Annotated in this window: 17 protein-coding genes; 7 read left to right on the forward strand and 10 right to left on the reverse strand. The window is 70.4% G+C overall.

The annotated features are described in order from the left end of the window. Positions 1-8: 8 nt before the first annotated feature. The 6 genes from SGFS_RS37385 to SGFS_RS37410 form a co-directional block, all read right to left on the reverse strand. Positions 9-1,379, reverse strand: coding sequence for an LLM class flavin-dependent oxidoreductase (locus SGFS_RS37385; protein WP_286256606.1), 1,371 nt, complete (start codon positions 1,377-1,379; stop codon positions 9-11). Further along, positions 1,376-2,110 carry an ABC transporter ATP-binding protein gene (locus SGFS_RS37390; RefSeq protein ID WP_286256607.1) on the reverse strand — a complete coding sequence of 245 codons (735 nt, stop codon included), beginning with the start codon at positions 2,108-2,110 and terminating at the stop codon, positions 1,376-1,378. The genes SGFS_RS37385 and SGFS_RS37390 overlap by 4 nt, the downstream gene beginning before the upstream one ends. Continuing rightward, a complete protein-coding gene (locus SGFS_RS37395) occupies positions 2,086-2,928 on the reverse strand; it encodes an ABC transporter permease (protein ID WP_286256608.1) in 843 nt (280 codons plus the stop codon). The genes SGFS_RS37390 and SGFS_RS37395 overlap by 25 nt, the downstream gene beginning before the upstream one ends. Positions 2,929-2,935: 7 nt before the next feature. After that, entirely contained in the window at positions 2,936-4,003 is a 1,068-nt protein-coding gene (locus SGFS_RS37400; protein WP_286256609.1) for an ABC transporter substrate-binding protein, read from the reverse strand. Between the two features lie 404 nt (positions 4,004-4,407). Then, a complete protein-coding gene (locus SGFS_RS37405; protein WP_286253570.1) occupies positions 4,408-5,784 on the reverse strand; it encodes an IS1380 family transposase in 1,377 nt (458 codons plus the stop codon). A 299-nt stretch (positions 5,785-6,083) separates the two neighbouring features. Next, entirely contained in the window at positions 6,084-7,361 is a 1,278-nt protein-coding gene (locus tag SGFS_RS37410) for an ROK family protein (protein ID WP_286256610.1), read from the reverse strand. Positions 7,362-7,836: 475 nt separating this feature from the next. Between SGFS_RS37410 and SGFS_RS37415 the strand changes: the two genes are divergently transcribed. After that, positions 7,837-8,427 (forward strand): biotin transporter BioY, encoded by a 591-nt coding sequence (locus SGFS_RS37415; RefSeq protein WP_286256611.1) that lies wholly within the window; start codon positions 7,837-7,839, stop codon positions 8,425-8,427. Between the two features lie 117 nt (positions 8,428-8,544). Continuing rightward, the gene (locus SGFS_RS37420) at positions 8,545-9,147 is read left to right on the forward strand and encodes a sugar O-acetyltransferase (protein WP_286256613.1); all 603 of its coding nucleotides are present in this window, start codon (positions 8,545-8,547) and stop codon (positions 9,145-9,147) included. A 123-nt stretch (positions 9,148-9,270) separates the two neighbouring features. On the opposite strand, the gene SGFS_RS37425 is transcribed toward SGFS_RS37420, so the two are convergent. Further along, positions 9,271-10,581, reverse strand: a complete 1,311-nt coding sequence (locus SGFS_RS37425) for an FAD-binding oxidoreductase (protein ID WP_286256615.1) — start codon at positions 10,579-10,581, stop codon at positions 9,271-9,273. Between the two features lie 110 nt (positions 10,582-10,691). Further along, positions 10,692-11,423, reverse strand: a complete 732-nt coding sequence (locus tag SGFS_RS37430; RefSeq protein WP_286256616.1) for a cell wall protein — start codon at positions 11,421-11,423, stop codon at positions 10,692-10,694. Positions 11,424-11,722: 299 nt separating this feature from the next. Here SGFS_RS37430 and SGFS_RS37435 point away from each other — a divergent pair, with 299 nt between their 5' ends. Next, positions 11,723-13,600, forward strand: a complete 1,878-nt coding sequence (locus tag SGFS_RS37435; protein WP_434028233.1) for a serine/threonine-protein kinase — start codon at positions 11,723-11,725, stop codon at positions 13,598-13,600. A gap of 93 nt (positions 13,601-13,693) precedes the next feature. Here the strand turns inward: SGFS_RS37435 and SGFS_RS37440 are convergent, their stop codons facing one another. Continuing rightward, positions 13,694-15,124, reverse strand: a complete 1,431-nt coding sequence (locus SGFS_RS37440; protein ID WP_286256618.1) for an amino acid permease — start codon at positions 15,122-15,124, stop codon at positions 13,694-13,696. 209 nt (positions 15,125-15,333) lie between these two features. Between SGFS_RS37440 and SGFS_RS37445 the strand changes: the two genes are divergently transcribed. Then, positions 15,334-15,819: a ribose-5-phosphate isomerase gene (locus tag SGFS_RS37445; RefSeq protein ID WP_286256619.1), complete on the forward strand. Its 486-nt coding sequence runs from the start codon at positions 15,334-15,336 to the stop codon at positions 15,817-15,819. 161 nt (positions 15,820-15,980) lie between these two features. Beyond that, positions 15,981-16,793 carry an Fpg/Nei family DNA glycosylase gene (locus tag SGFS_RS37450; RefSeq protein ID WP_286256621.1) on the forward strand — a complete coding sequence of 271 codons (813 nt, stop codon included), beginning with the start codon at positions 15,981-15,983 and terminating at the stop codon, positions 16,791-16,793. Between the two features lie 16 nt (positions 16,794-16,809). Here the strand turns inward: SGFS_RS37450 and SGFS_RS37455 are convergent, their stop codons facing one another. Continuing rightward, entirely contained in the window at positions 16,810-18,042 is a 1,233-nt protein-coding gene (locus SGFS_RS37455) for a GNAT family N-acetyltransferase (RefSeq protein WP_286256622.1), read from the reverse strand. Positions 18,043-18,245: 203 nt separating this feature from the next. Between SGFS_RS37455 and SGFS_RS37460 the strand changes: the two genes are divergently transcribed. After that, positions 18,246-19,418, forward strand: a complete 1,173-nt coding sequence (locus SGFS_RS37460) for a PP2C family protein-serine/threonine phosphatase (RefSeq protein WP_286256623.1) — start codon at positions 18,246-18,248, stop codon at positions 19,416-19,418. Positions 19,419-19,696: 278 nt separating this feature from the next. Then, a complete protein-coding gene (locus tag SGFS_RS37465) occupies positions 19,697-20,245 on the forward strand; it encodes an HD domain-containing protein (RefSeq protein WP_286256624.1) in 549 nt (182 codons plus the stop codon). The last annotated feature ends 1 nt before the right edge of the window (position 20,246 follow it).

Raw genomic sequence — 20,246 nt, forward strand, 5'->3', positions numbered from 1 at the left:
TTCGGGTGTCAGACGAGGACGGGTGCGACGGGCTCGGTGGGCTCGGCGGGCTCGACGGGCTTGACGTGCTGGTTCGCGGGGCGCGGCAGGCCGTACCGCTCCCGCAGGGTCCGGCGGGGGCCGTACTCCCCGCGGAGCAGACCACGGGTGCGCAGGATCGGGACGACGTGGTCGACGAACGTGTCCAGGCCGGAGGGCAGGACGGCCGGCATGATGTTGAAGCCGTCGGCGGCGCCCCGCGTGAACCAGCTCTCGATCTTGTCGGCGACCTGCTCGGGCGTCCCCGCGAAGGTGAGGTGCCCGCGTCCGCCGCCGAGCCGGCCGATCAGCTGCCGTACGGTGAGCCGGTCGCGCCGGGCCAGTTCGACGACGAGCGTGTAGCGGCTCTTGGCCCCCTCGATCGCGCTCTCGGGCGGCAGATCTGCCGGGAGCTGGGCGTCCAACTCCAGCCTGCCGGGCTCCAGTTGCAGCAGCCGTTCCAGATTGCCCACCCCGTGCGTGTACACGATGTGGTCCTCCAGGACCTGCTCGTGCGCGAGTGCCTCGGCCTCCGTGGAGCCGATGACCGGGACGATGCCGGGCAGCACCTTGATGTGGTCCGGGTCGCGGCCGGCCGCTGCCGTACGGGACTTGAGGTCGGCGTAGAAGGCCTGCGCGTCCTCGATGGTCTGCTGCGCGGTGAACACCGCCTCCGCGTACCGTGCCGCGAACGCCTTGCCGTTCTCGCTCGACCCGGCCTGCACGAGCAGCGGGTAACCCTGCGGTGTGCGCGGCACGTTGAGCGGGCCCTCGACGCTGAAGTACGTCCCCGTGTGCCGGGGCGGATGGATCTTCGTGTCGTCGCCCCAGACACCGGACGCCTTGTCGGCGACGATCGCGTCGTCCTCCCAGCTGTCCCAGAGCTTCAGGGCCACGTCGAGGAACTCGGCGGCCCGGGCGTACCGCTGGGCGTGGGCGGGCTCGGCGTCGAGCCCGAAGTTGCGGGCGGCCTCCGCGCCGGCGGTGGTGACGATGTTCCAGCCCGCCCGGCCGCCGCTGATGATGTCGAGCGAGGCGAACTTGCGGGCCAGGTTGTAGGGGGAGTTGTACGAGGTGGAGGCGGTGGCGATCAGGCCGATGTGCTCGGTGGCCGTCGCCAGGGCGGTCAGCAGGGTGAGTGGCTCAAGGGCGCCCGCCGGACGCTGGCCCACGCTGCCCCACAGCTGCGGCCCGTCGGCCAGGAAGAGCGAGTCGAAGGTGCCGCGCTCGGCGATCCGGGCGAGCCGCACGTAGTGGTCCAGCTCGACGTGCGCGTACGGGTCGCTCTCGGGCAGCCGCCACGACGCCTCGTGGTGGCCGGTGTTCATCAGGAACGCGTTGAGGTGGAGCTGACGGGTCACTTGTGGTCCTCCGTGACGCCGAGGGCGGCGAGCAGCCGCTCCCGGTACTCGCCCAGCAGCGGATCCCGGTACGAGCGCGGGTGCGGGCGGTCGATGGTCAGGTCGAGGCCGATTCGGCCGTGGTCGAGCACGAGCACCCGGTCGGCGAGCACGATCGCCTCGTCGACGTCGTGGGTGACGAGCAGGACAGAGGGCTTGTGGCGCTCCCACAGCTCCCTCAGCAGGGTGTGCATCCTGATCCGGGTCAGCGCGTCCAGGGCGCCGAACGGCTCGTCGGCGAGCAGCAGTTCGGGTTCGCGGACCAGCGAGCGGGCCAGGGCGGCGCGCTGGGCCTCGCCGCCGGACAGCTCGTTCGGCCAGGCGCGTTCACGGCCCTTCAGGCCCACCTCGGCGAGGGCCTCGCGCCCCTTGGCGGCGGCCTCCTTGCCCTCGGTGCCCAGCAGGACGTTGTCGAGGACCCGGCGCCAGGGCAGCAGCCGGGAGTCCTGGAAGACGACGGACACCCGGGCCGGGGCGGTGAGCTGCCCGCTTCCGGTGACCTCGTGATCCAGGCCCGCGACCGCCCGCAGCAGGGTGCTCTTGCCGGAGCCGCTGTGCCCGAGCAGGGCGACGAACTGCCCGGCGGGGATGTCGAGGTCGATGCCGTCGAGGACGGTACGCCCGTCGAAGGAGCGGGTCAGCCCGCGCAGCCGCACGGCGGGACGGGTCAGTTGCTCAGTGTGCGGCGCCATGACAGCACCCTCCGTTCGACGAGACGGACCGCGCTGTCGGAGACGAGGCCGAAGACGCCGTAGATGAGCAGGCCGACGAGGATGACGTCCGACTGGCCGTAGTTCTGGGCCTGGAACATCATGTAGCCGAGGCCGCTGGTGGCGTTGATCTGCTCCAGGACCACCAGGCCCAGCCAGGAGCCGGTCACCCCGAGCCGCAGCCCGACGAAGAAGCCGGGCAGGGCCCCCGGGATCACGATCTGCTGGATGAACCGGAACCTCGACAGGCCCTGCACCTCGGCGAGTTCGACGAACCGGCTGTCGATCCCGGCGAGCGCGGCATGTGTGTTCAGGTAGATCGGGATGTAGACGACGATGGCGATGATCGCGATCTTGAAGGTCTCGCCGATGCCCAGCCACAGGATGAACAGCGGAATCAGACCGAGGACCGGGATCGCCCGGTTGAGCTGCACGGTCCCGTCGATCAGCGCCTCCCCGGTCCGGCTGAGCCCGGACGCGAGGGCGAGCAGCACTCCGGCGGTGAGACCGATCGCGAAGCCGTATCCGGCCCGTTCCAGGGAGGTGAGGACGTCGGTGGGCAGGGTCCCGGCGGTCCACAGATGCGCGCCGGTACGCAGAACCGTCCAGGGCGCCGGGACCGCGCCGGGGTCGAGCCGGCCGGCGGCGGAGGCGGCGGCCCAGAGGGCGAGCAGGACGAGGGGGCCGACGAGGCGTGCGGCGGGCAGGCGCTTGCCCGGGGCGAGGCCGCGGCGGCGCCGGCGCGGCTGTTCGACGGCCACGGCGACGGGGGCGGCCGTGCCCAGAGTGGTGGTGGTCATGGCGGTATCAACTCCGGTACTCGGCGGCCACGGACTTCGCCGCGATGCCCTCGAAGCGATGGTCGAAGAGCGAGCTCACGTCGAACTTCTTCACGAAGCCGCCCTCCGCCAGCAGATCGGCGGTCTCCTGCTCCCACTTGATCGCCTCGTCCCAACTCGGCGGGAACAGGGGCTTGTTGGCGAGATCACTGATCGACTTCGCCTGGGCGGAGGTCAGGTTCTGTGTCTTCACATAGAACTCCTCGTTCCAGATGTCCGGGTTCTCGTACGCCCACACCTGGCCCTTGGCCCAGTACGGGATGTACGCGGCGACCGCGGCCGCCTTCGCCTCGTCGTTCAGCACGGAGGTCGGTGCCCACAGCAGGTTGAGCAGGTCGACCACGTCGGTGGTGATCGCACGGGCGCCCTTGGACTCGTACTGCTTCAGATAGGCGGGCGACTGGTTGTTGGCGAGCGGCGCGATGTCGACCTGGCCCGACTGCAGAGCGGTGAGGAACTGGTTGCTGGTCAGCGGCACGAGCTTCACGTCGTCGTAGGCGAGCCCCGCCTTCTTCAGCGCCCGCAGGAGTACGACGCCCTGCGCCTGCCCCTGCGAGAACGCGAGCTTCTTGCCCTTGAAGTCCTCGACCGAGCGGATGTCGCTGCCGGGCTTGGTGGCGAAGAGGTAGTTCGGCTTGCGGGTGATGTTGATCGCGACGATCTTCGCGTCATAACCCTGGAAGTGCGCCTGGATCGGCGGGATGCCCGCGTTGTTGGCGAGGTCCAGCGAGCCCGCGCGGAAGGCGTTGATGACATCGGGACCGGCGCCGATGTTCACCCAGCTCGACACCTCGAACGGCAGTTCACCGAGCTTGGCGAGCTTGAACTGCAACTGCTGGGTGTTCGAGAACGAGGCGATTTTCAGACTCGTACCGGCCGGGACCTTGTCGGCCAGCGGGGCGGCCGAGGCCTTCTCGGCGCCGGAGGCGGCGCTGCTCTCCGCGCAGCCGCTGAGGCCGGCCGCGGCGGCGGTGACCCCGAGCAGGGAGGTCAGGAACACTCTTCGGTCGAATCCGGGCACAGCGGAAGAAGGCATGGGAGGACTCCGTGAGTTCACAGGGTGGAGCGAGCGGGAGGAACGCATGCGGAATTCCGGGCGGGAGAAAGCCGGGAAAGAGGAATTCACGCAGGAGGAAGCAGGCGCCCCGCGTACATGACCGCGGGCGTGGACGAGAGTCAGCAACAGAGGGTGCGACAGGTCGTGAGCTGCATGAACACGATGTTCCTGGCCTTTCGTGATGCCTGTCAACATTCGGAGTTTCTGAATTAATCGACCTAGCCTCGATCTTTCTTGACGGTCCGCCGACGGAGTCGGTGGACCGTTTTCGTGCCGTGGACTGAGCTTGCGCAGGCCGAAGGCCCGAGTGCCGCCTCGGGATGGCGCCGGATTCCACTGCTCCGGGTGTTGAGGTGCTGTCGAAGGGACGGGGAATCCGCTGGTCAGCCAGGGTCGGGCAGGTGGGTGAGCCTGTCGAGGGCTGCGGTGATGTGGCCGGTCCAGGGCCAGTGCCGGGCAAGGCGGAGGATCCGTCGGCGGCCGGTGGTCACGAGTTGTCCGGCCGCGGTGAACAAGCGGAGGCGTAGTCGGCGGGGTTCCCAGAGCCTGGCTTTGCCGGTCAGGGCGAGCATCGGTATCCAGGCCAGCAGGTCGAGAGCGATCTGCACGATCTCCAGCCAGATCCGGTTCTGGGCGGTGCGGTGCAGGGGCAGGTTGCGCAGGCCGGTGGCCCGGGCGGCGCGGATGCGGTCCTCGGCCCGGGCCCGCAGTCGGTGGCGGAGCTCGAGCTCGGCGATCGGCCGGCCCAAGGTGTTGGTGGCGAAACAGGTCAGCCGCATACCGTCCGCATCCGTGAGCCGCAACTGGGCCCCGGGGTGCGGTCGTTCCTTCCTGACGATCAGCCGTATGCCCTCCGGCCAGCCGTCCAGAACGTCGCCGGTGAGTTCAGCGACCCAGGCGCCGTCGCGGATCTCGCCGTCCGCCTCGACGGCCGCCGTCCAGGCCGATGCCGGAACGCTCAGCACGTGCTGGTGGATCGCCTCGGTGATCACCATGCCGACCGAGTAGGACAGCCACCGTCCCCGCCGGGCGAGCCAGGCGACGAAGTCGTGGGTGCCGCCCGCGGAGTCGGTGCGGATCAGGGTCCGGCGTCCGCGCCGGTACTTCTTCGGCAGCTGAGCCAGGGCCAGTTGGGCGGCGGTGATGTGGTCAGCGGCCGTGTTCGATCCCGCGTTGCCTGCTCTGAGCAGGGCCGCGACCGGTTCACCCGTGCCGCCCGGTCCGTGGTCGACGAACCCCATCAGCGGGTGGTGGCCGTAGGTTCGCTTCCACGTGGGTGCGGCGTCCTCCTTGTCCGAGTGCGCGATCACCAGCACCCCGTCGAGGTCCACGGTCACCGTCCCGCCCGCGTCAGGCGCTTCCCGGTCGGCCAACCGCCAGACGTGTCGGCGGACTTCAGCCCGCGCGGCACGGATGGCCCGCAGGGCCTTCTCCCCGGAGGTGGCCAGGGCCTCGACGAGACGAGAGACCGTCGGGTCGGAGGCCACCGGCCCGAACACGGCCGGCTCGGCCCGCAGCATGGCGACATCCGCGAGGCAGTCCCCGCCCAGCGCGACCGCCAGGGCCACGTCCAGCAGGGTCTTGCCCGGATCGTGCACCGCCCGAGCTTTCCGCCACGGCGTCAGCGCCGCTGATATCGCGGTGTCCAGGCCGGCCTTGCGGACGGTCTCGACCAGCAGCACGCCCCCGGCCTGCGAGACCACCGCCCGGCCGCCGCCCTCGATGCGGACACGCGGGTACGACCCGATACGCTTCTTCACCTGGAGAGTGCTTCTTTCCGTGCAGCCAACAGGACCCTAGACAAGTCCCATCGTTGCAGGTCAGGAGCACTCTCCGCTTATTTGATCAAGCCTCGGACACCCCGCCTCGTGAAAGCGCGAGGCTAGGGCGTGTTTCGAAAGTGGCGTCGTCGGCCCGGCGGGCGGGGCCCGCGGCGTCTGGTGCGGTGCGTCGCAGGGCGGAGGGTCGTCCGCGTACTGGGTGTACGCGGATGATCCCGACAATGCGGCGAGGTGCCGTGCCAGGCGTCGCGGGGCAGACGGGACTTTCGAAACACGCCCTAGGCCGAAACCTCTGTCGTGGCGCCCAGCGGATCGCGGTAGAGGACGTTCAGAGCGACCGCGCCGCCCGCCGTGGCCAGCACGGAATCCGGGAAGCTCGTCGGCCCCACGGCCGCCGCCCGGTCCGGTCCGACGGCCTCGTGCAACGCGGCGAGGCAGTCCTTACGGCTCATGATCCCGATCTCGGTGACGACCACGGTCTCCGGGTTCAGCACATCGAGCAGCAGCCCCGCCGCCCGGCCCACCATCCGCGCCCGCTCCACCAGCAGCCGTACGGCCACCGGGTCGCCGTCCGCCGCCGCGTCGACCACGTGCTTGGGGTTCACCCCGGCGTCGACACCCGCCGCCCGGGCCCGCCGGCACAGCGTCCGCTCGCTCAACTCGGCCTGCAGGCAGCCGGTCCGGCCGCAGTCGCAGGGCTCCGTGCCGCCGGGCAGCGGCAGATGGGCGATCGCCCCGGCCTGCGAACGAGGCCCGTGATGCACCTCGTCGTTGGTCGCGAACGCCGCGTCGACCATGTTCCCGACGAACAGGTGCAGCACGCTCCGGCTGCCCCGTGCCCGCCCGAAGAGCTGCTCGGCGTCGACCAACGCCCGCGCGTGCCCGTCCACATGGACCGGCAGCCCGGTGCGGGCGCCGATCACCTCCCGCACCGGCACCTCGCGCCAGCCCAGCAGCGGATGCTCGACGACGGTCCCGGTCTCCCGGTCCACCCAGCCGCCGGCCGCGAAGCCGACGCCGAGCGGACGGCAGCCGGGCGCCCCGGCCAGCAGGGCCGCGGTCTCGTCACCGGCCCGGGCCAGCACCCGGGCGGGGTCGACGGAATCGTGCTTCACCTGCCGCTCGGCCAGCACCTGCCCCCGAAGATCGAGCAACGCGACCGTGGTGTACGGCACGGCCACATGGACCCCGGCCACCACGAACCGGGCGTCGTCCAGATCGAGGGGCACATGCGGGCGCCCCGACCCCTTGGACTGCCGCGGCGGCTCGGCCTCTCGGATGAGTCCGAGCCGGGCGAACCGGGCGCAGTAGTCGGTCACCGAGGCCGGCGACAGCCCGGTCACCCGCGCGATGGTGCTGCGCGCGACGGGCCCGTGCTCCAGCACGGACCGCAGGACGACGCTCGCGCTGGTCCGCCGCCGGTCGCTGTCGGCGGCACGCGGCACGGGCGACGAGAAAGAAGGGGAAGGACGGGAAGGAGGGGAAGCGGAGGAAGAGCGGGAACGGGAAGGGGAGAAGGAAAGGGAGGGGGAGAGTGCTGTCGCGGCACGGGGCATGGCGATCATCCTCGGGAACGGGTCCGACACTGCGCCGTCTCGTGAAGGTTCAGGCGCGCCGGAGCCGCCTCACCCGGGTCGGCGACAGGTGGCCGCGCCCACGCGTCGCAGGTCGACGTAGCGACGCGACGAGAAGTACCGGGCCTGAGCAACCATGCGTCGAAGCTAGCAAAGGGGCCCACCGCTGCCCAGAAGGCGACCGACGGGCGAGACGACACCTGTCCATCCCCGAGCCTCCCTTCCGGCCCGATTGGCGGAACCCTACAGATCCCGCCGAACCACTCCCAGGTGATTCACCCCACGCCACCTCAGTGACCGGCATCACGCCGAACCGGGTGTAACCCGCATCCTTTGTCCGAAGTCAACCAACCCCGTGTTCTCCCCTTTGTCGAGCACTGACGGTGATCGGCTGACGACCCCTGGGATAGCGTCACCGTGTTCCCAACCGCCTCCACCCGCCGGAGTGAGCCCGAAGATGAGCACCGCGACCGCCACGTCCGCCCGCACCGGCGAGGTCCTCGCCGACCTCCTCCCCGCCTCCCGCGTCCGCGACATCGCGCTCGTCGTCGGCGGCGCCGCGCTCACCGGGCTCGCCGCTCAGCTCTCCGTCCCCGTCCCGGGCTCCCCGGTCCCGGTCACCGGCCAGACCTTCGCGGCCCTGCTCGTCGGCACGGCCCTCGGCGCGGGCCGCGGCTTCCTCTCCTTCGCGCTGTACGCGGTGGCCGGCCTCGCCGGTGTGCCGTGGTTCGCCGAGGGCAAGTCCGGCACGGCCATCGCCTCCATGCCGTCCTTCGGCTACATCCTCGGCATGCTGCTCGCCGCCACCGTCGTGGGCGCGCTGGCCCGCCGCGGCGGCGACCGTTCGATGCTGCGCATGGCGGGCACGATGCTCGTCGGCGAGGCGATCATCTACGCGATCGGCGTGCCGTACCTGGCCTTCGCCGCCGACCTCTCCTTCAGCGCGGCCATAGCGGCCGGCCTCACCCCGTTCCTCATCGGCGACGCGCTGAAGGCCGCGCTGGCGATGGGCGCACTGCCCACGGCCTGGAAGCTGCTCGACAAGTAGCCCCCGCCATGGGTCCTTCATGGTGTCTTCGCGGGTGCACATAGGCTCCGGGGGCGCGCGGTCGACCGGGGCGCGTCGGGCCTGTGCCCGAGAATTCGACAAAGGGAGCGTCCTTCTGTGACGGATACTCACGAGGAAGAAGTCCTGGCCCGGATCGCGAAGGGGCTCGTCTACACCGAGTCGGAAGCCGCCTTTCAGGCCCCTCGGCGCCGCACAGAGCAGATCTTCGAGTACAACCAAACACCACCGAGCGAAACGGAGAAGCGTCGATCACTGCTCGTCGCGATCTTCGGCTCGGTCGGTGAACGCACGGTGCTGATGCCGCCGTTCCACGCCGGGTTCGGCAGCAACGTCCACATCGGCGACGACTTCTTCGGGAACGTGAACCTGACGTTCGTCGACGACGTGGACATCCGCATAGGCAACGGTGTCATGATCGCTCCCAGCGTGACACTGACCACGACGGGACACCCGGTGCATCCCTCGCGACGCGCTGACTTCGGGCGATTCTCCGAGCCGATCGTGATCGAGGACAAGGTGTGGATCGGCAGCAATGTGGTGGTCCTGCCCGGCGTCCGTATCGGATACGGGTCGGTCATCGGCGCCGGCAGCGTCGTCAGCCGCAGCATTCCCCCGATGACCGTCGCGCTCGGAACACCTTGCCGGGTGGTCCGCCCCATCACGGACGAGGACCTCACCACACGTACTGCCGGACATTAGAGAGTTCGGTCGGCTCGGCGGGCGGACCGGAGCAAGTGCGTAGGTCCCGCGGTCGAGGTGCTTGAGGCTGGCGTGAGACGAGTACGCCACGACGGGAATTCGACGACAGGCCCCAGCGCGTGGCTACCCACGGAAGAGGTTCGCCGGGTCGTACTCCGACTTCACCGCGGCGAGCCTCTTGCGCGTCTCCGCGTCGTACAGCCCCTCCGTACGATCGCCCGCGCCGAACGCGAAGTTGACGGCCCGCCCGAGTGTCCGGGGAGCCAGCTCCGCGAACGCGGGGTCCAGAATCCGCCGGGCCTCCGCCCGCCCGGCCATCGCGACCAGCCGCACCAGGAACCGCCCCTCGCGATACGGCACCGCGTTCCCGGCGGGCCGAGCGAGCGCCCCGCCCAGCTGATTGACCTGCACGACACACATCGCCCCCGCGCCGGGCCCGGTACGGGTGAGCACCCGAGCCACGGCCCCGACCTCCAGCTCGCTCACCACGGCACTGTCCCCGTAATTGGTGTGCGGCACCGCGGGATCGCTGTGGATCGTATGACTGTCCCCGTACGGCATCCACCGCAGCGTGTCCGCGAACGCCGGCCCCGCCTCCCGCAGCGGCGCGACCAGCCGCTCACCGTCGTCCCCCGTGTACGCGACCCGCACGGACACGACGTACCGCCCCCGCAGCTCCGGCGGCAGCCCCGGCGCGTCAGGGTACGGGACCGCCGCGAACGACGAGGTCAGCGTGCTGGGCACGGTCCGCGTCCAGCGCTCGTACACGGCCAGCACGGCCGCCGGATCGACCTCGCGCCCGTCGAACGACAGCGAGCCCCCGTAGAGCCGGGCCACCGGTACGAGCCCGATCTCCATCCCGGTCACGATCCCGAGGCCGGGCCCGCCGCCGAGCAGCGCCCAGTACAGGTCGGGCTCGGACTCCGGCGTCACCCGGCGCGACCGGCCGTCGGCGGTGACGACGTCGAGCGAGCGCACATGATCCGCCGCGTACCCGAACTCCCGGGCCAGGATGCCCAGTCCACCGCCCAGCGTGAATCCGACGGCGCCCACGCCCGGCGACGAGCCGTTCAGCGGGGCCAGCCCGTACGGCTCGGCCGCCGCGACGACCTGCCCCCAGCGAACTCCCGCCGCCACCCGCGCGGTTCGGGCCACCGGGTCGATCTCGACCCCGTCCATCCGCCGGGTGGTGACGAGCACCCCGCCCTCGTACGCCCCCGGCAGCCCGTGCCCGGTCGCCTGCACCCGGACGGGCTGCCCGGCACCGGCCGCGTACCCCACCGCCGCCGCGACCTCCGCGGCCGAGGCCGCCCCGACCACCACGTAGGGCCGCTGCGCGAAACCGGTCTGGAACCCGGCGACCTCGTCCTCGTACCCGACGTCACCGGGCTCCAGAACGAGACCGACCGCTGCTTCAAGGGCGTCGAGCTGCACGGAACTCCTCCGTAGTACTGCTGTTCTTGTACGGACGAGGAGCACCCTGCGCCGAAAACCTGACACCTCCCGTCAGCTTTTCCCTGCTCTGTGGAGAACGCGTGCGACGGTCACGACTCCTGCCGGGCCCGCCGCCGGCTCCACCACAGGCCCGCCGCGCCCGCCGAGATCAGTGCCGCGCCGGTCATGCCGAGCGGCAGGATCCGGTCGGCCGGACCGGTGTCGGGCAGTTTGTCCGGCTTGTCGTCGGCGCCGGGAGTGACCGGGCTGTTGTCGGTGCCGAGGAGCAGCGGCGTGGCCGGCTCGTTCGGCTTGGGGTTGTTCGCTCCGAACGGCACCGGGCCCTGCTGCCAGTACGTCTTCGAACCGTCGGGGTTCTGGACGGGCAGACAGATCTTGCCCTCCTTCTTCAGATCGAACGTGGCGTCGATCGCGTACGACTTCGACTTTCCGGCGGCCAGATTGTCGATCGAGCAGACGAAACCACTGTTCGCACCATCCGGAAGATCCCCCGCGGCGATTTCCGAACAGCCCTCGACGTTCTTGACGGTCAGGCCGTCAAAACCGACCACGAGCAACCGGATTTTCCCACTGTCCTTCGTTCCGTCGTTCTTCACGACGCCGGAGATCTCGGTTTCCTGGGACTTGTTGTCGACTTCGATCTCCTTGGACAGCAGCGTCGACAGCTTCACGCCCGCGGGCGCGTCCACCATGGCCTTTCCGCCGTGGTCGCTCAATTCCCCCTTGTCGTCCGCCGAAGCGCCGAAGGCGAGGATCATCACCGTCGAGACGGATGCGGTGAGCAGCGATCCCGTGACGGCAGCCCTGCGACGAGAACTCATGTTCCATCCCCCCTGTGTTCCCTTGTGTTCCTTTGTGTTCCGCTTGCGTCCCCCCGGCCGCGCCCTGAATTCGCGGCTCTTGAAGAGGTACCACAAGATTTCTCCGCACTATGCTGGTCCGGAACGAAGTGTGACCAATGCGCGACTTTTCTGGTTCTGCTGTGGCAGATGTGGGTAGTTGTCGATGGTGGTCAGGTGTTGAAGGGGGCATGGGGGTGCCGGAAATAGCGAGGGGCGGTGTACCGGGGCTTTTGGTGACCGGCCGTTATCGACTGGTCCAGAGCATTGGCCAGGGCGGAATGGGCCGGGTGTGGCGGGCCACCGACGAAATGCTGGACCGACAGGTCGCGGTCAAGGAAATGCGGATCGACGGCCTCGACCCCGAGGACACCCGCACCCGCCGCGAACGAACCCTGCGCGAGGCCCGCGCCACGGCCCGCATCGACCACCCGGGCGTCGTCCGCGTCTACGACGTGGTCGACGAGGGCGAGCTGCTGTGGATCGTCATGGAACTCGTCGACGGCCGCTCCCTGGAACGGCTGCTGTACGAGGACGGCCCGCTGGACGTGCGCGAGACGGCCCGCATCGGCCTCGAACTCGTCGGCGCGCTGGTCCAGGTGCATGCCGGGGGAGTCCTGCACCGCGACATCAAGCCGGCCAACGTCCTCGTCGAACGCACCGGCAACCACCGGGTCGTCCTCACCGACTTCGGCATCGCGGCCATCCAGAACACCGAGGCCCTGACGATGGTCGGCATGCTGGTCGGCTCCCCGGACTACATGGCCCCCGAGCGCGTCTCGGGCCGCCCCCAGGGCCCGCCGTCCGACCTGTGGTCCCTGGGGGCGACCCTCTGTGCCGCCCTCGGCGGCCGCTCCCCCTTCTCCCGCACCACGACCCTCGCGACCCTCCACGCGGTCCTGTACGAGGAGCCGGAACTCCCGCCCACCACAGGTGAGTTGCGCGAAATACTGGCGGCCCTGCTGGAGAAGGAGCCCGACGTACGGCCCGGCCTGGAGGAACTGGAGACGGTGTTCCGGGCGATCGCGACGGCGACGACCGCCGGCCAGGCCCGCGAGGAGGAGGCACCGCAGGTACCGGCGCCCGAGCCGGACCCCGAAGAGCGCGCGCCGGAGCACTCCGTACGACACTCCGTACCGGGACGGCCCGCGCCGCAGTCGACCCCCGCGCCGCACCCGCCCACGCTGGTGAACCCGTCGGAGCCCGAGGCGGCGTCCGCACCGGAGCCGGTACGCACCGAGGAGCCCGGCTCCGAGCCCGTACCCCGGCAACCGGTCGACCCCGCCACCCACGACCTACGGCCCGAGCCCCTCACCCCCGACGCTCAACTCCCCGACCGCGCGACGACCCCGGTCCTCAACCGCGAGGCCGCACCACCGCTCCCCGGCACCCCGGAGTCGCCGTACGCCTCCCAGCGCCCCGCGGTCGGCGAGAACCCGGACCCCGGCCCCCAGGGCGAGCCACCCTCCTCGCTGCCGACGCGGCCCAGGCCGACGCCCACGCCGCCCGGGGACGTACCGCAGTCACCCGGCCCGCGCCGGCGGCGCCGTATCGCCCTCGTCGCGGCCGCCGGGGTGGTCCTCGCCGGAGCCGTCGCCGGGCTGGTCGTACCGTCGCTGGGCGGTTCCCCCGGAGGCGGGGACGACACCGACGGCGGCTCGCCCGGCGTCAAGTCCAGCCCCAGCCCCAGCCCCGGCTCCACGGTCGAGGGGACCTCGCGCCCGCCCTCGCCGACGCTCCCGCCGGGATCCCGTACGGAGTCCGGGGTGTTCTCCTGGGTCCCGCCCGACGGCTTCTCGCGCGAGGTGCACGCCGGTGCGGAGGTCCACTACACCTCCCCGGACGGCAGGCAGGAGATCGTCGGCAAGGCGTCCCTGGCCCGCGGCGACCTGATGACGCAGTGGGAGGAGACGGAGCGGAGCACCAGCGAGGGGGCGGGCTACGAGCGGATCCGCCTGGAGGAGAGCACGTTCAGGGGAATGCCCGCGGTCGTCTGGGAGTACCGGGTCACGGCCCAGGAACTGCCCTGGCGCGTACGGTCGTTGGGCTTCAACACCAACGGCAAGTCGTACCAGCTCACCACCTGGTACCACCCGGACGTCGAGGACCGCGCCCTCCCGGTCTACGAGGCGGTCGAGAAGTCCTTCAGACCCCTGTGAGCAGGCCCCGGCGGAACGACAGGAGCCCGGTGGCGCACGCACGCGCCACCGGGCTCCCGCCGCTGTGAACCGACCGAAGACCGGACCGGCGGCTCAGTGAACCTTGTCGCCCACCTTGTCGGAGACCTCGCCGACGGAGCCCTGACGGCCGCCGCCCCGCAGCTTCTCCTTCACCAGCGCGATCGCGACGACCACCCCGGCCACCAGCAGTGACAGCAACAGGATCTCGCGGTTGTCGTGCTCGGTGTCGGTGAGCATGTAGCCGAGGACGAAGACGATGAGGGCGATGGTGGCCCAGGTCAGATACGGGTACAGCCACATCCGTACGACCAGCTTCTCCGGCGCCTCACGCTCGATGATCTTCCGCATCCGCAGCTGCGAGAAGCAGATGACGAGCCAGACGAACAGGGCGACCGCACCGGAGGAATTGACGAGGAAGAGGAAGACGCTCTTGGGGAAGAAGTAGTTGAAGGCGACGGCGACGAAGCCGAAGACGACCGAGGCGAGGATCGCGGCCAAGGGCACACCGCGCGCGTTGGTCCGGGCGAAGACGCGCGGCGCGTCCCCGCGCTCACCCAGCGAGAACGCCATCCGAGAGGCCGTGTAGAGGCCGGAGTTCAGACACGACAGCACCGACGTCAGCACGATGAAGTTCATGATCTGACCGGCGTGGGCGATGCCGAGGGAGTCCAGGGCGGCGACGTACGAGCCCTTCTCCTTGATCGAGGGGTCGTTCCAGGGCAGCAGCGCCACGACGACGAAGATCGAGCCGAGGTAGAAGACACCGATGCGCCAGATGATGCTGTTGGTGGACTTCGTGATCGCCTTCTGCGGGTCCTCGGTCTCACCGGCGGCCAGCGTGGCGATCTCGCTGCCCATGAAGGAGAAGACGACCAGCAGGACTCCGACGAGGATCGCGCCGGGCCCGTTCGGCAGGAACCCGTCGTGATCCGTGAGGTTGGACAGGCCGGCCTTCTCGGCGTCGACACCGGGCAGCAGCCCGAAGATCGCGAGCCCGCCGACCACGATGAACGCGGCGATCGCGACGACCTTGATACCGGCGAACCAGAACTCGAACTCGCCGTAGGAGCCGACCGAGACCAGGTTCGTGGCGGTCAGCACCACCATCACGATCAGCGCCCACGCCCACTGGGGCACGGCCGGGACCCAGCCCTCCAGGATCACCGCGCCGGCGGTCGCCTCGACCGCGAGGACGACCACCCAGAAGAACCAGTACAGCCAGCCGATGGAGAACCCGGCCCAGCGGCCGAGCGCCCGGTCGGCGTGCGCGGAGAACGAACCCGAGGAGGGGTTCGCGGCGGACATCTCGCCCAGCATGCGCATGACCAGGACGACCATGGTGCCGACGAGGGCGTAGGAGAGCAGGATGCCGGGGCCGGCGGTGGCGATGCCGGAACTGGACCCGACGAAGAGGCCGGCCCCGATCACACCACCGATCGCGATCATCGACAGATGGCGGTTCTTCAGCCCGGCCTGCAGACCGGGGGAGGGCGACGAGGTCATGGGGGAATCCTTTGCGCCGTTGTGGGTACTTCCGAGCAAGTGGGGATGCCCGAAAGGATCAACCCAGTGAATCGGAGGTAAATGGATTCGTGAACCTTTGAATCCAGATCGTTACTTGAGGTTTACTTGAGGTTCGGTGGCGTGAGTCGATGTCTTCCCGCCCGACACCCCGTCGCGCCCGGGCGGGACAGCCGTGTCACACTCGGACCATGCGCGTCTACCTCGGCTCCGATCACGCCGGTTACGAACTGAAGAACCACCTCGTCGAGTGGCTGAAGGCCGCCGGCCACGAGCCCGTCGACTGCGGGCCCCACATCTACGACGCCCAGGACGACTACCCGCCGTTCTGCCTGCGCGCCGCGGAGCGTACGGCGGCCGAGCCCGGCTCGCTGGGTGTGGTGATCGGTGGCTCGGGCAACGGCGAGCAGATCGCGGCGAACAAGGTGGCCGGCGTCCGCGCGGCCCTGGCGTGGAGCGTGGAGACGGCGTCGCTCGGCCGCGAGCACAACGACGCGAACGTGATCTCCGTGGGTGCCCGCATGCACACCACGGAGGAGGCGACGAAGTTCATCGAAGCCTTCCTCAACACCCCCTACTCCGGCGACCCCCGCCACACCCGCCGGATCAACATGCTCTCGGCCTACGAGACCACGGGCGACCTCCCCCCGATCCCGGCGCACCACCCGCAGCAGTAGGGCACGTCCTTGGCCCCTGAGAGCAACGGCCCGCAGGGGCCGTTGCTCTCAGAGGCGCGGGGAACCGCGCGACAAGCCCCCACCGGCCCGCGGCCGACAACGCACCCCCACCCACTCCCACTCACCCCCCCACCCCCACGGCCGACCCCCGGAGGGACCCCGTGCCGGAAGGCCACACCATCCACCGCCTGGCCGAGGACTACCTCGCCCACTTCGGCGGCCGGCAGGCCCACGTCACCAGCCCCCAGGGCAAGTTCGCCGACGCCGCCGCCCTCCTCGACGGCACCCCCCTCACCACCGCCGAGGCCCACGGCAAACACCTCTTCCTCCGCTTCGGCGACGGAGACGAGTGGGTCCACATCCACCTCGGCCTCTTCGGCAAGGTCAACTTCGGCGGCGCCCCCGCACCCCCGCCCACGGACACCGTCCGCCTGCGCCTGCGCAACGACACCGCGTACGTCGACCTCCGCGGCCCCACGACCTGCGCACTGATCACGGACACCGAGAAGCAGGCCGTACACGACCGCCTCGGCCCGGACCCCCTGCGCGAGGACGCGGACCCGGCAGCCGCTTACCGCCGCATCTCCCGCAGCCGTACGACGATCGCCGCCCTCCTCATGGACCAGAAGATCATCGCGGGCGTCGGCAACGTCTACCGCGCGGAGGTCCTGTTCCGGCACAACATCGACCCGTACCGAGCTGGCAAGGACATCACGCCCACCCAGTGGGACGCGATCTGGGCCGACCTCGTCGCCCTCATGCGCGAGGGCGTCCGCAACAACCGCATCGACACCGTCCGCCCCGAACACACCCCGGAGGCGATGGGCCGCCCGCCCCGCGTCGACGACCACGGCGGCGAGGTCTACGTGTACCGCAGGGCCGATCTCCCCTGCCACATCTGTGGCTGCGAGATCCGCACCGCCGACCTCGCCGCCCGCAACCTCTTCTGGTGCCCGACCTGCCAGAAACCCTGAGCCTTCCCCGAGGAACTCAGAACCCGTGCGGCAGCCACGGCGCCACGGTCGACCCGAACGCCACCGACGCCTCCGTCAGCGCCCCCTGCCGTACCTCCCGCACCAGCCCGGCCGCCCCGAGCGTGGCCAGCCCGACACCGCCCAGATACGCAGCCCCCAACTCCCGTACGGAAAGCACGAGATCGGCGGCATCGGCGGTCCGCTCACAGCTCGCGCCCTTCGCGTCACCCGTGAGCCGCCAACGCCCCTCGTTCCAGGGGCAGAACGCGTCCTCGACCTCCAGCACCACATCCACCGGCACCTGATACGTCCGCGCCGCGAGCGCCACACCCACATCCACCAGCCGTACGAACAACTCGTCCCGCACCCGCAGATCGCACCGCCGGATGTCGTTGACCAACTGCACCCACGGCTCGTCCAGGGGACGCCCCCGCGCGACGATCGTCGAGGTCAGGTCGAGGTCGAAGAGGAACCGCCACAACGCCGCGTGCGCAGCCGGGTCCAACGCCTCCGAGCTCGACACGAGCACCGTGCCCTTGGGCCCGGAGTGGTCCCAGTCGGGCTTCACCCGGAACCGCGCGTACCCGATCACACCCTCGCCGTCCCGCTCGGCCACCACGCACTGCAACGGCGACGCCCCGTCCCGGTGCCGCTCGGTGTCGAGCAACTCCAGCCGCTCCCAACCCGGCTGCCGCGCCAGCATCCCGGGCCGCCGCGGCACCTGCCGGGCGTAGACCGCCTCACACGCGTCGAGGACCTCGGCCGGAGCGGCGTACCGCAGCCGTACGTCGTCCGTGCCGGGCGGTACGGACAGCCGGGCGCGGGTGGTGTCCACCTCGACGCTCAGCCGGTGCGTGGCCAGGCCGTACCCGAACCGGCCGTAGATCTCCGGCTCTGAGGCGCACAGGACGGCCAACGGCTCGTCCTTGGCTCGGACGTCGTCCAACAGCCGCCGCATCATGGACGTCAGCACCCCGCGCCGCCGGTGCGTGGCCGCGACGCTCACCATCGTGATCCCGGCGGCCGGGACGGCGGCTCCGCCGGGGACCGTGATCCGGAAGGTGTACGCCCCTGACGTACCCACGAGTTGGTCGTCGTCCCAGGCACCGAGGCACCGGTCGTGTTCCGTGAGCCGGCCCTCCAACTCCCGTTTCTCGCTCGCTTCGGGCATGCCGCCGAAGGCGCGCAGCAAGGTGTCGTACCAGACGTTCCAGTCGTCCTCGCGCAGCACCTGAAGCTCAGTCCTCATACACCATGCCTAGCAGGGCGATCCAGGGCGAGCGAACGGTTTTCGCCCAACCGGCTGTGTGCACGCTCTGGAGGCCCTGCGGGGGTCTTGAGCGCTCTCCCGTGTGAGATCTGTGTGAGATTCGTCGTGAACCGGCCCTCGGAAGGGGGACAAGTGGGACCTCCCGTGCACAGGAGCAGGTCCGATGGATAAGGTCCCGAACAATGGCATCAGGACGAGAGCGGCGCGCGGCGGCCGATACGTTCACGGCCCGGATGAAGAAGCTGGTTCACCGGGTCCGCACCGGCGTGCGCAAATCCGCCGTCGACTACTTCCGCGGGGACGGCTCGGACTGGGTCGCGCTGGCCGGTCTGATGCTCATGATCCCGCTGATCGCCGCCTTTTCGATGTTCGACGAGGTGTGGTTCGCCCCCGCCTTGCTGGTCCTCCCGATCGTCGCCGGCGGCCTGCTGCTCCGCCCCGCCAGCCTGCTCGCGCTGTACGCGGCCGCCGCGACGGCGCTCATCGTGGAGTCCGTGAAACTGGGCCCGTACACGGAGGGCCCGGCCCGCGTGACCCCCGGCACGGTCCTGGTGGTGGCGGCCTGCGGCTTCTTCGGCCTCCTCATCGCCCAGTTCCGCAGCCGGGTCGGTGTGCCCTGGCGGCGCGGCGGCACGATGCTCTTCGACCTCCGCGAACGCATCCGGGTCCAGAGCAAGTTGCCGCAGCTGCCCGCCGGCTGGCACCGGGAGATGGCGCTGCGCCCGGCCGGCGGCCAGTCCTTCTCCGGCGACTTCGTGGTCGCGGCCCGCACGAACGGCGGCCGCACGCTGGAGGTGGTCCTGACGGACGTCTCCGGCAAGGGAATGGACGCGGGCAGCCGCGCCCTGCTGCTGTCCGGAGCCTTCGGCGGCCTGCTGGGATCGCTCCCACCCCACGCGTTCCTCCCGGCGGCGAACGGCTATCTGCTCCGCCAGGACTGGGACGAGGGCTTCGCGACCTCCATCCACCTGGTCCTCGACCTCGACTCCGGCGACTACGAGCTCTTCTCGGCCGGTCACCCGCCGGGCCTCCAGCTCAGCGCGGGCACGGGCCGCTGGGAGGAAAAGGCATCGGAGGGCCCCCTCCTCGGTGTCTACGACGGCGCCCAGTTCGACCCGGTGAAGGGTTCCCTGCGCCCCGGCGACGTCCTGATGCTCTTCACCGACGGCCTGGTCGAAACGTCCGACCGCGACATCGTCGAGGGCATCGACCGCCTCACGGGCGAGGCCGACCGCTATGTCTCCGGCGGCTTCCACGGCGCGGCCTGGCACCTCATCGAAGCGGTGGCCAAGGACGTCAACGACGACCGAGCCCTGCTCCTGATCTGCCGAGAGGGCTCCACGACTCCACGCTGACCGGAGTCCCCCGTCCCACCCCTCCCACCCCGAGGGGCTCCGCCCCTTCGCCCCCCGCTGCGCCCCCCGACCATTTCAGGCCCGCAGGCCTGTGGGCCCGCAGGAGGGGCGCGGCGAACTGCGCGACAAGCCCCCACCGGCCTGCAGCCAACAAACCCACCCAGCCCCCACCCGGGGTCGAAGGGGCGGAGCCCCTGGAGGATGGGACGGGTAGGGGCGGCGGGGGCGAGAAATCCCGGCAGTACCTCCGACCACCGGCAACAGGAGACACTCACCCCATGCCCGAAACCCCCGCCCCAACCCCCGTCCCACTCCCCGCCCCAAACCCCCTCACCCTCCCCGAAATCGAAACCCTCGCCCGCACAGCCCACGCCTCCCAGACGGACAAGGCCGGCCACCCCTACACCGAGCACCTCCAGGCCGTGGCCGACGGAGTCAACGCCCGCGGCGGCGACCCCGACCAACTCGCCGCAGCCTGGCTGCACGACGCCATCGAGGACAACGCCCTCACCGAGCAGTGGCTGACCGACGCCCCCCTCACCCCCCGCACGAAGAACATCGTGCTGGCACTCACCAAACGCCCGGGCGAACCCCCGGAGACCTACGCCGCCCGCATCCTCGCCACCCCGGGCGCCCTCCTCGTCAAGGAGTCGGACCTCGCCCACAACGCCGACCCGGCCCGCCTGGCCGTACTCGACGAACCCACCCGCACCCGCCTGACCCACAAGTACGCCCACATGCGAAACCTCCTCGGCCTGCCGAACACGGCGACCGAGGAGGCTGCGACCACACCTACGACTACAACCACGGACAACGGAAACGAATGAC

Origin of the sequence: Streptomyces graminofaciens (assembly GCF_030294945.1) — a bacterium.
GTDB classification, from domain to species: domain Bacteria; phylum Actinomycetota; class Actinomycetes; order Streptomycetales; family Streptomycetaceae; genus Streptomyces; species Streptomyces graminofaciens.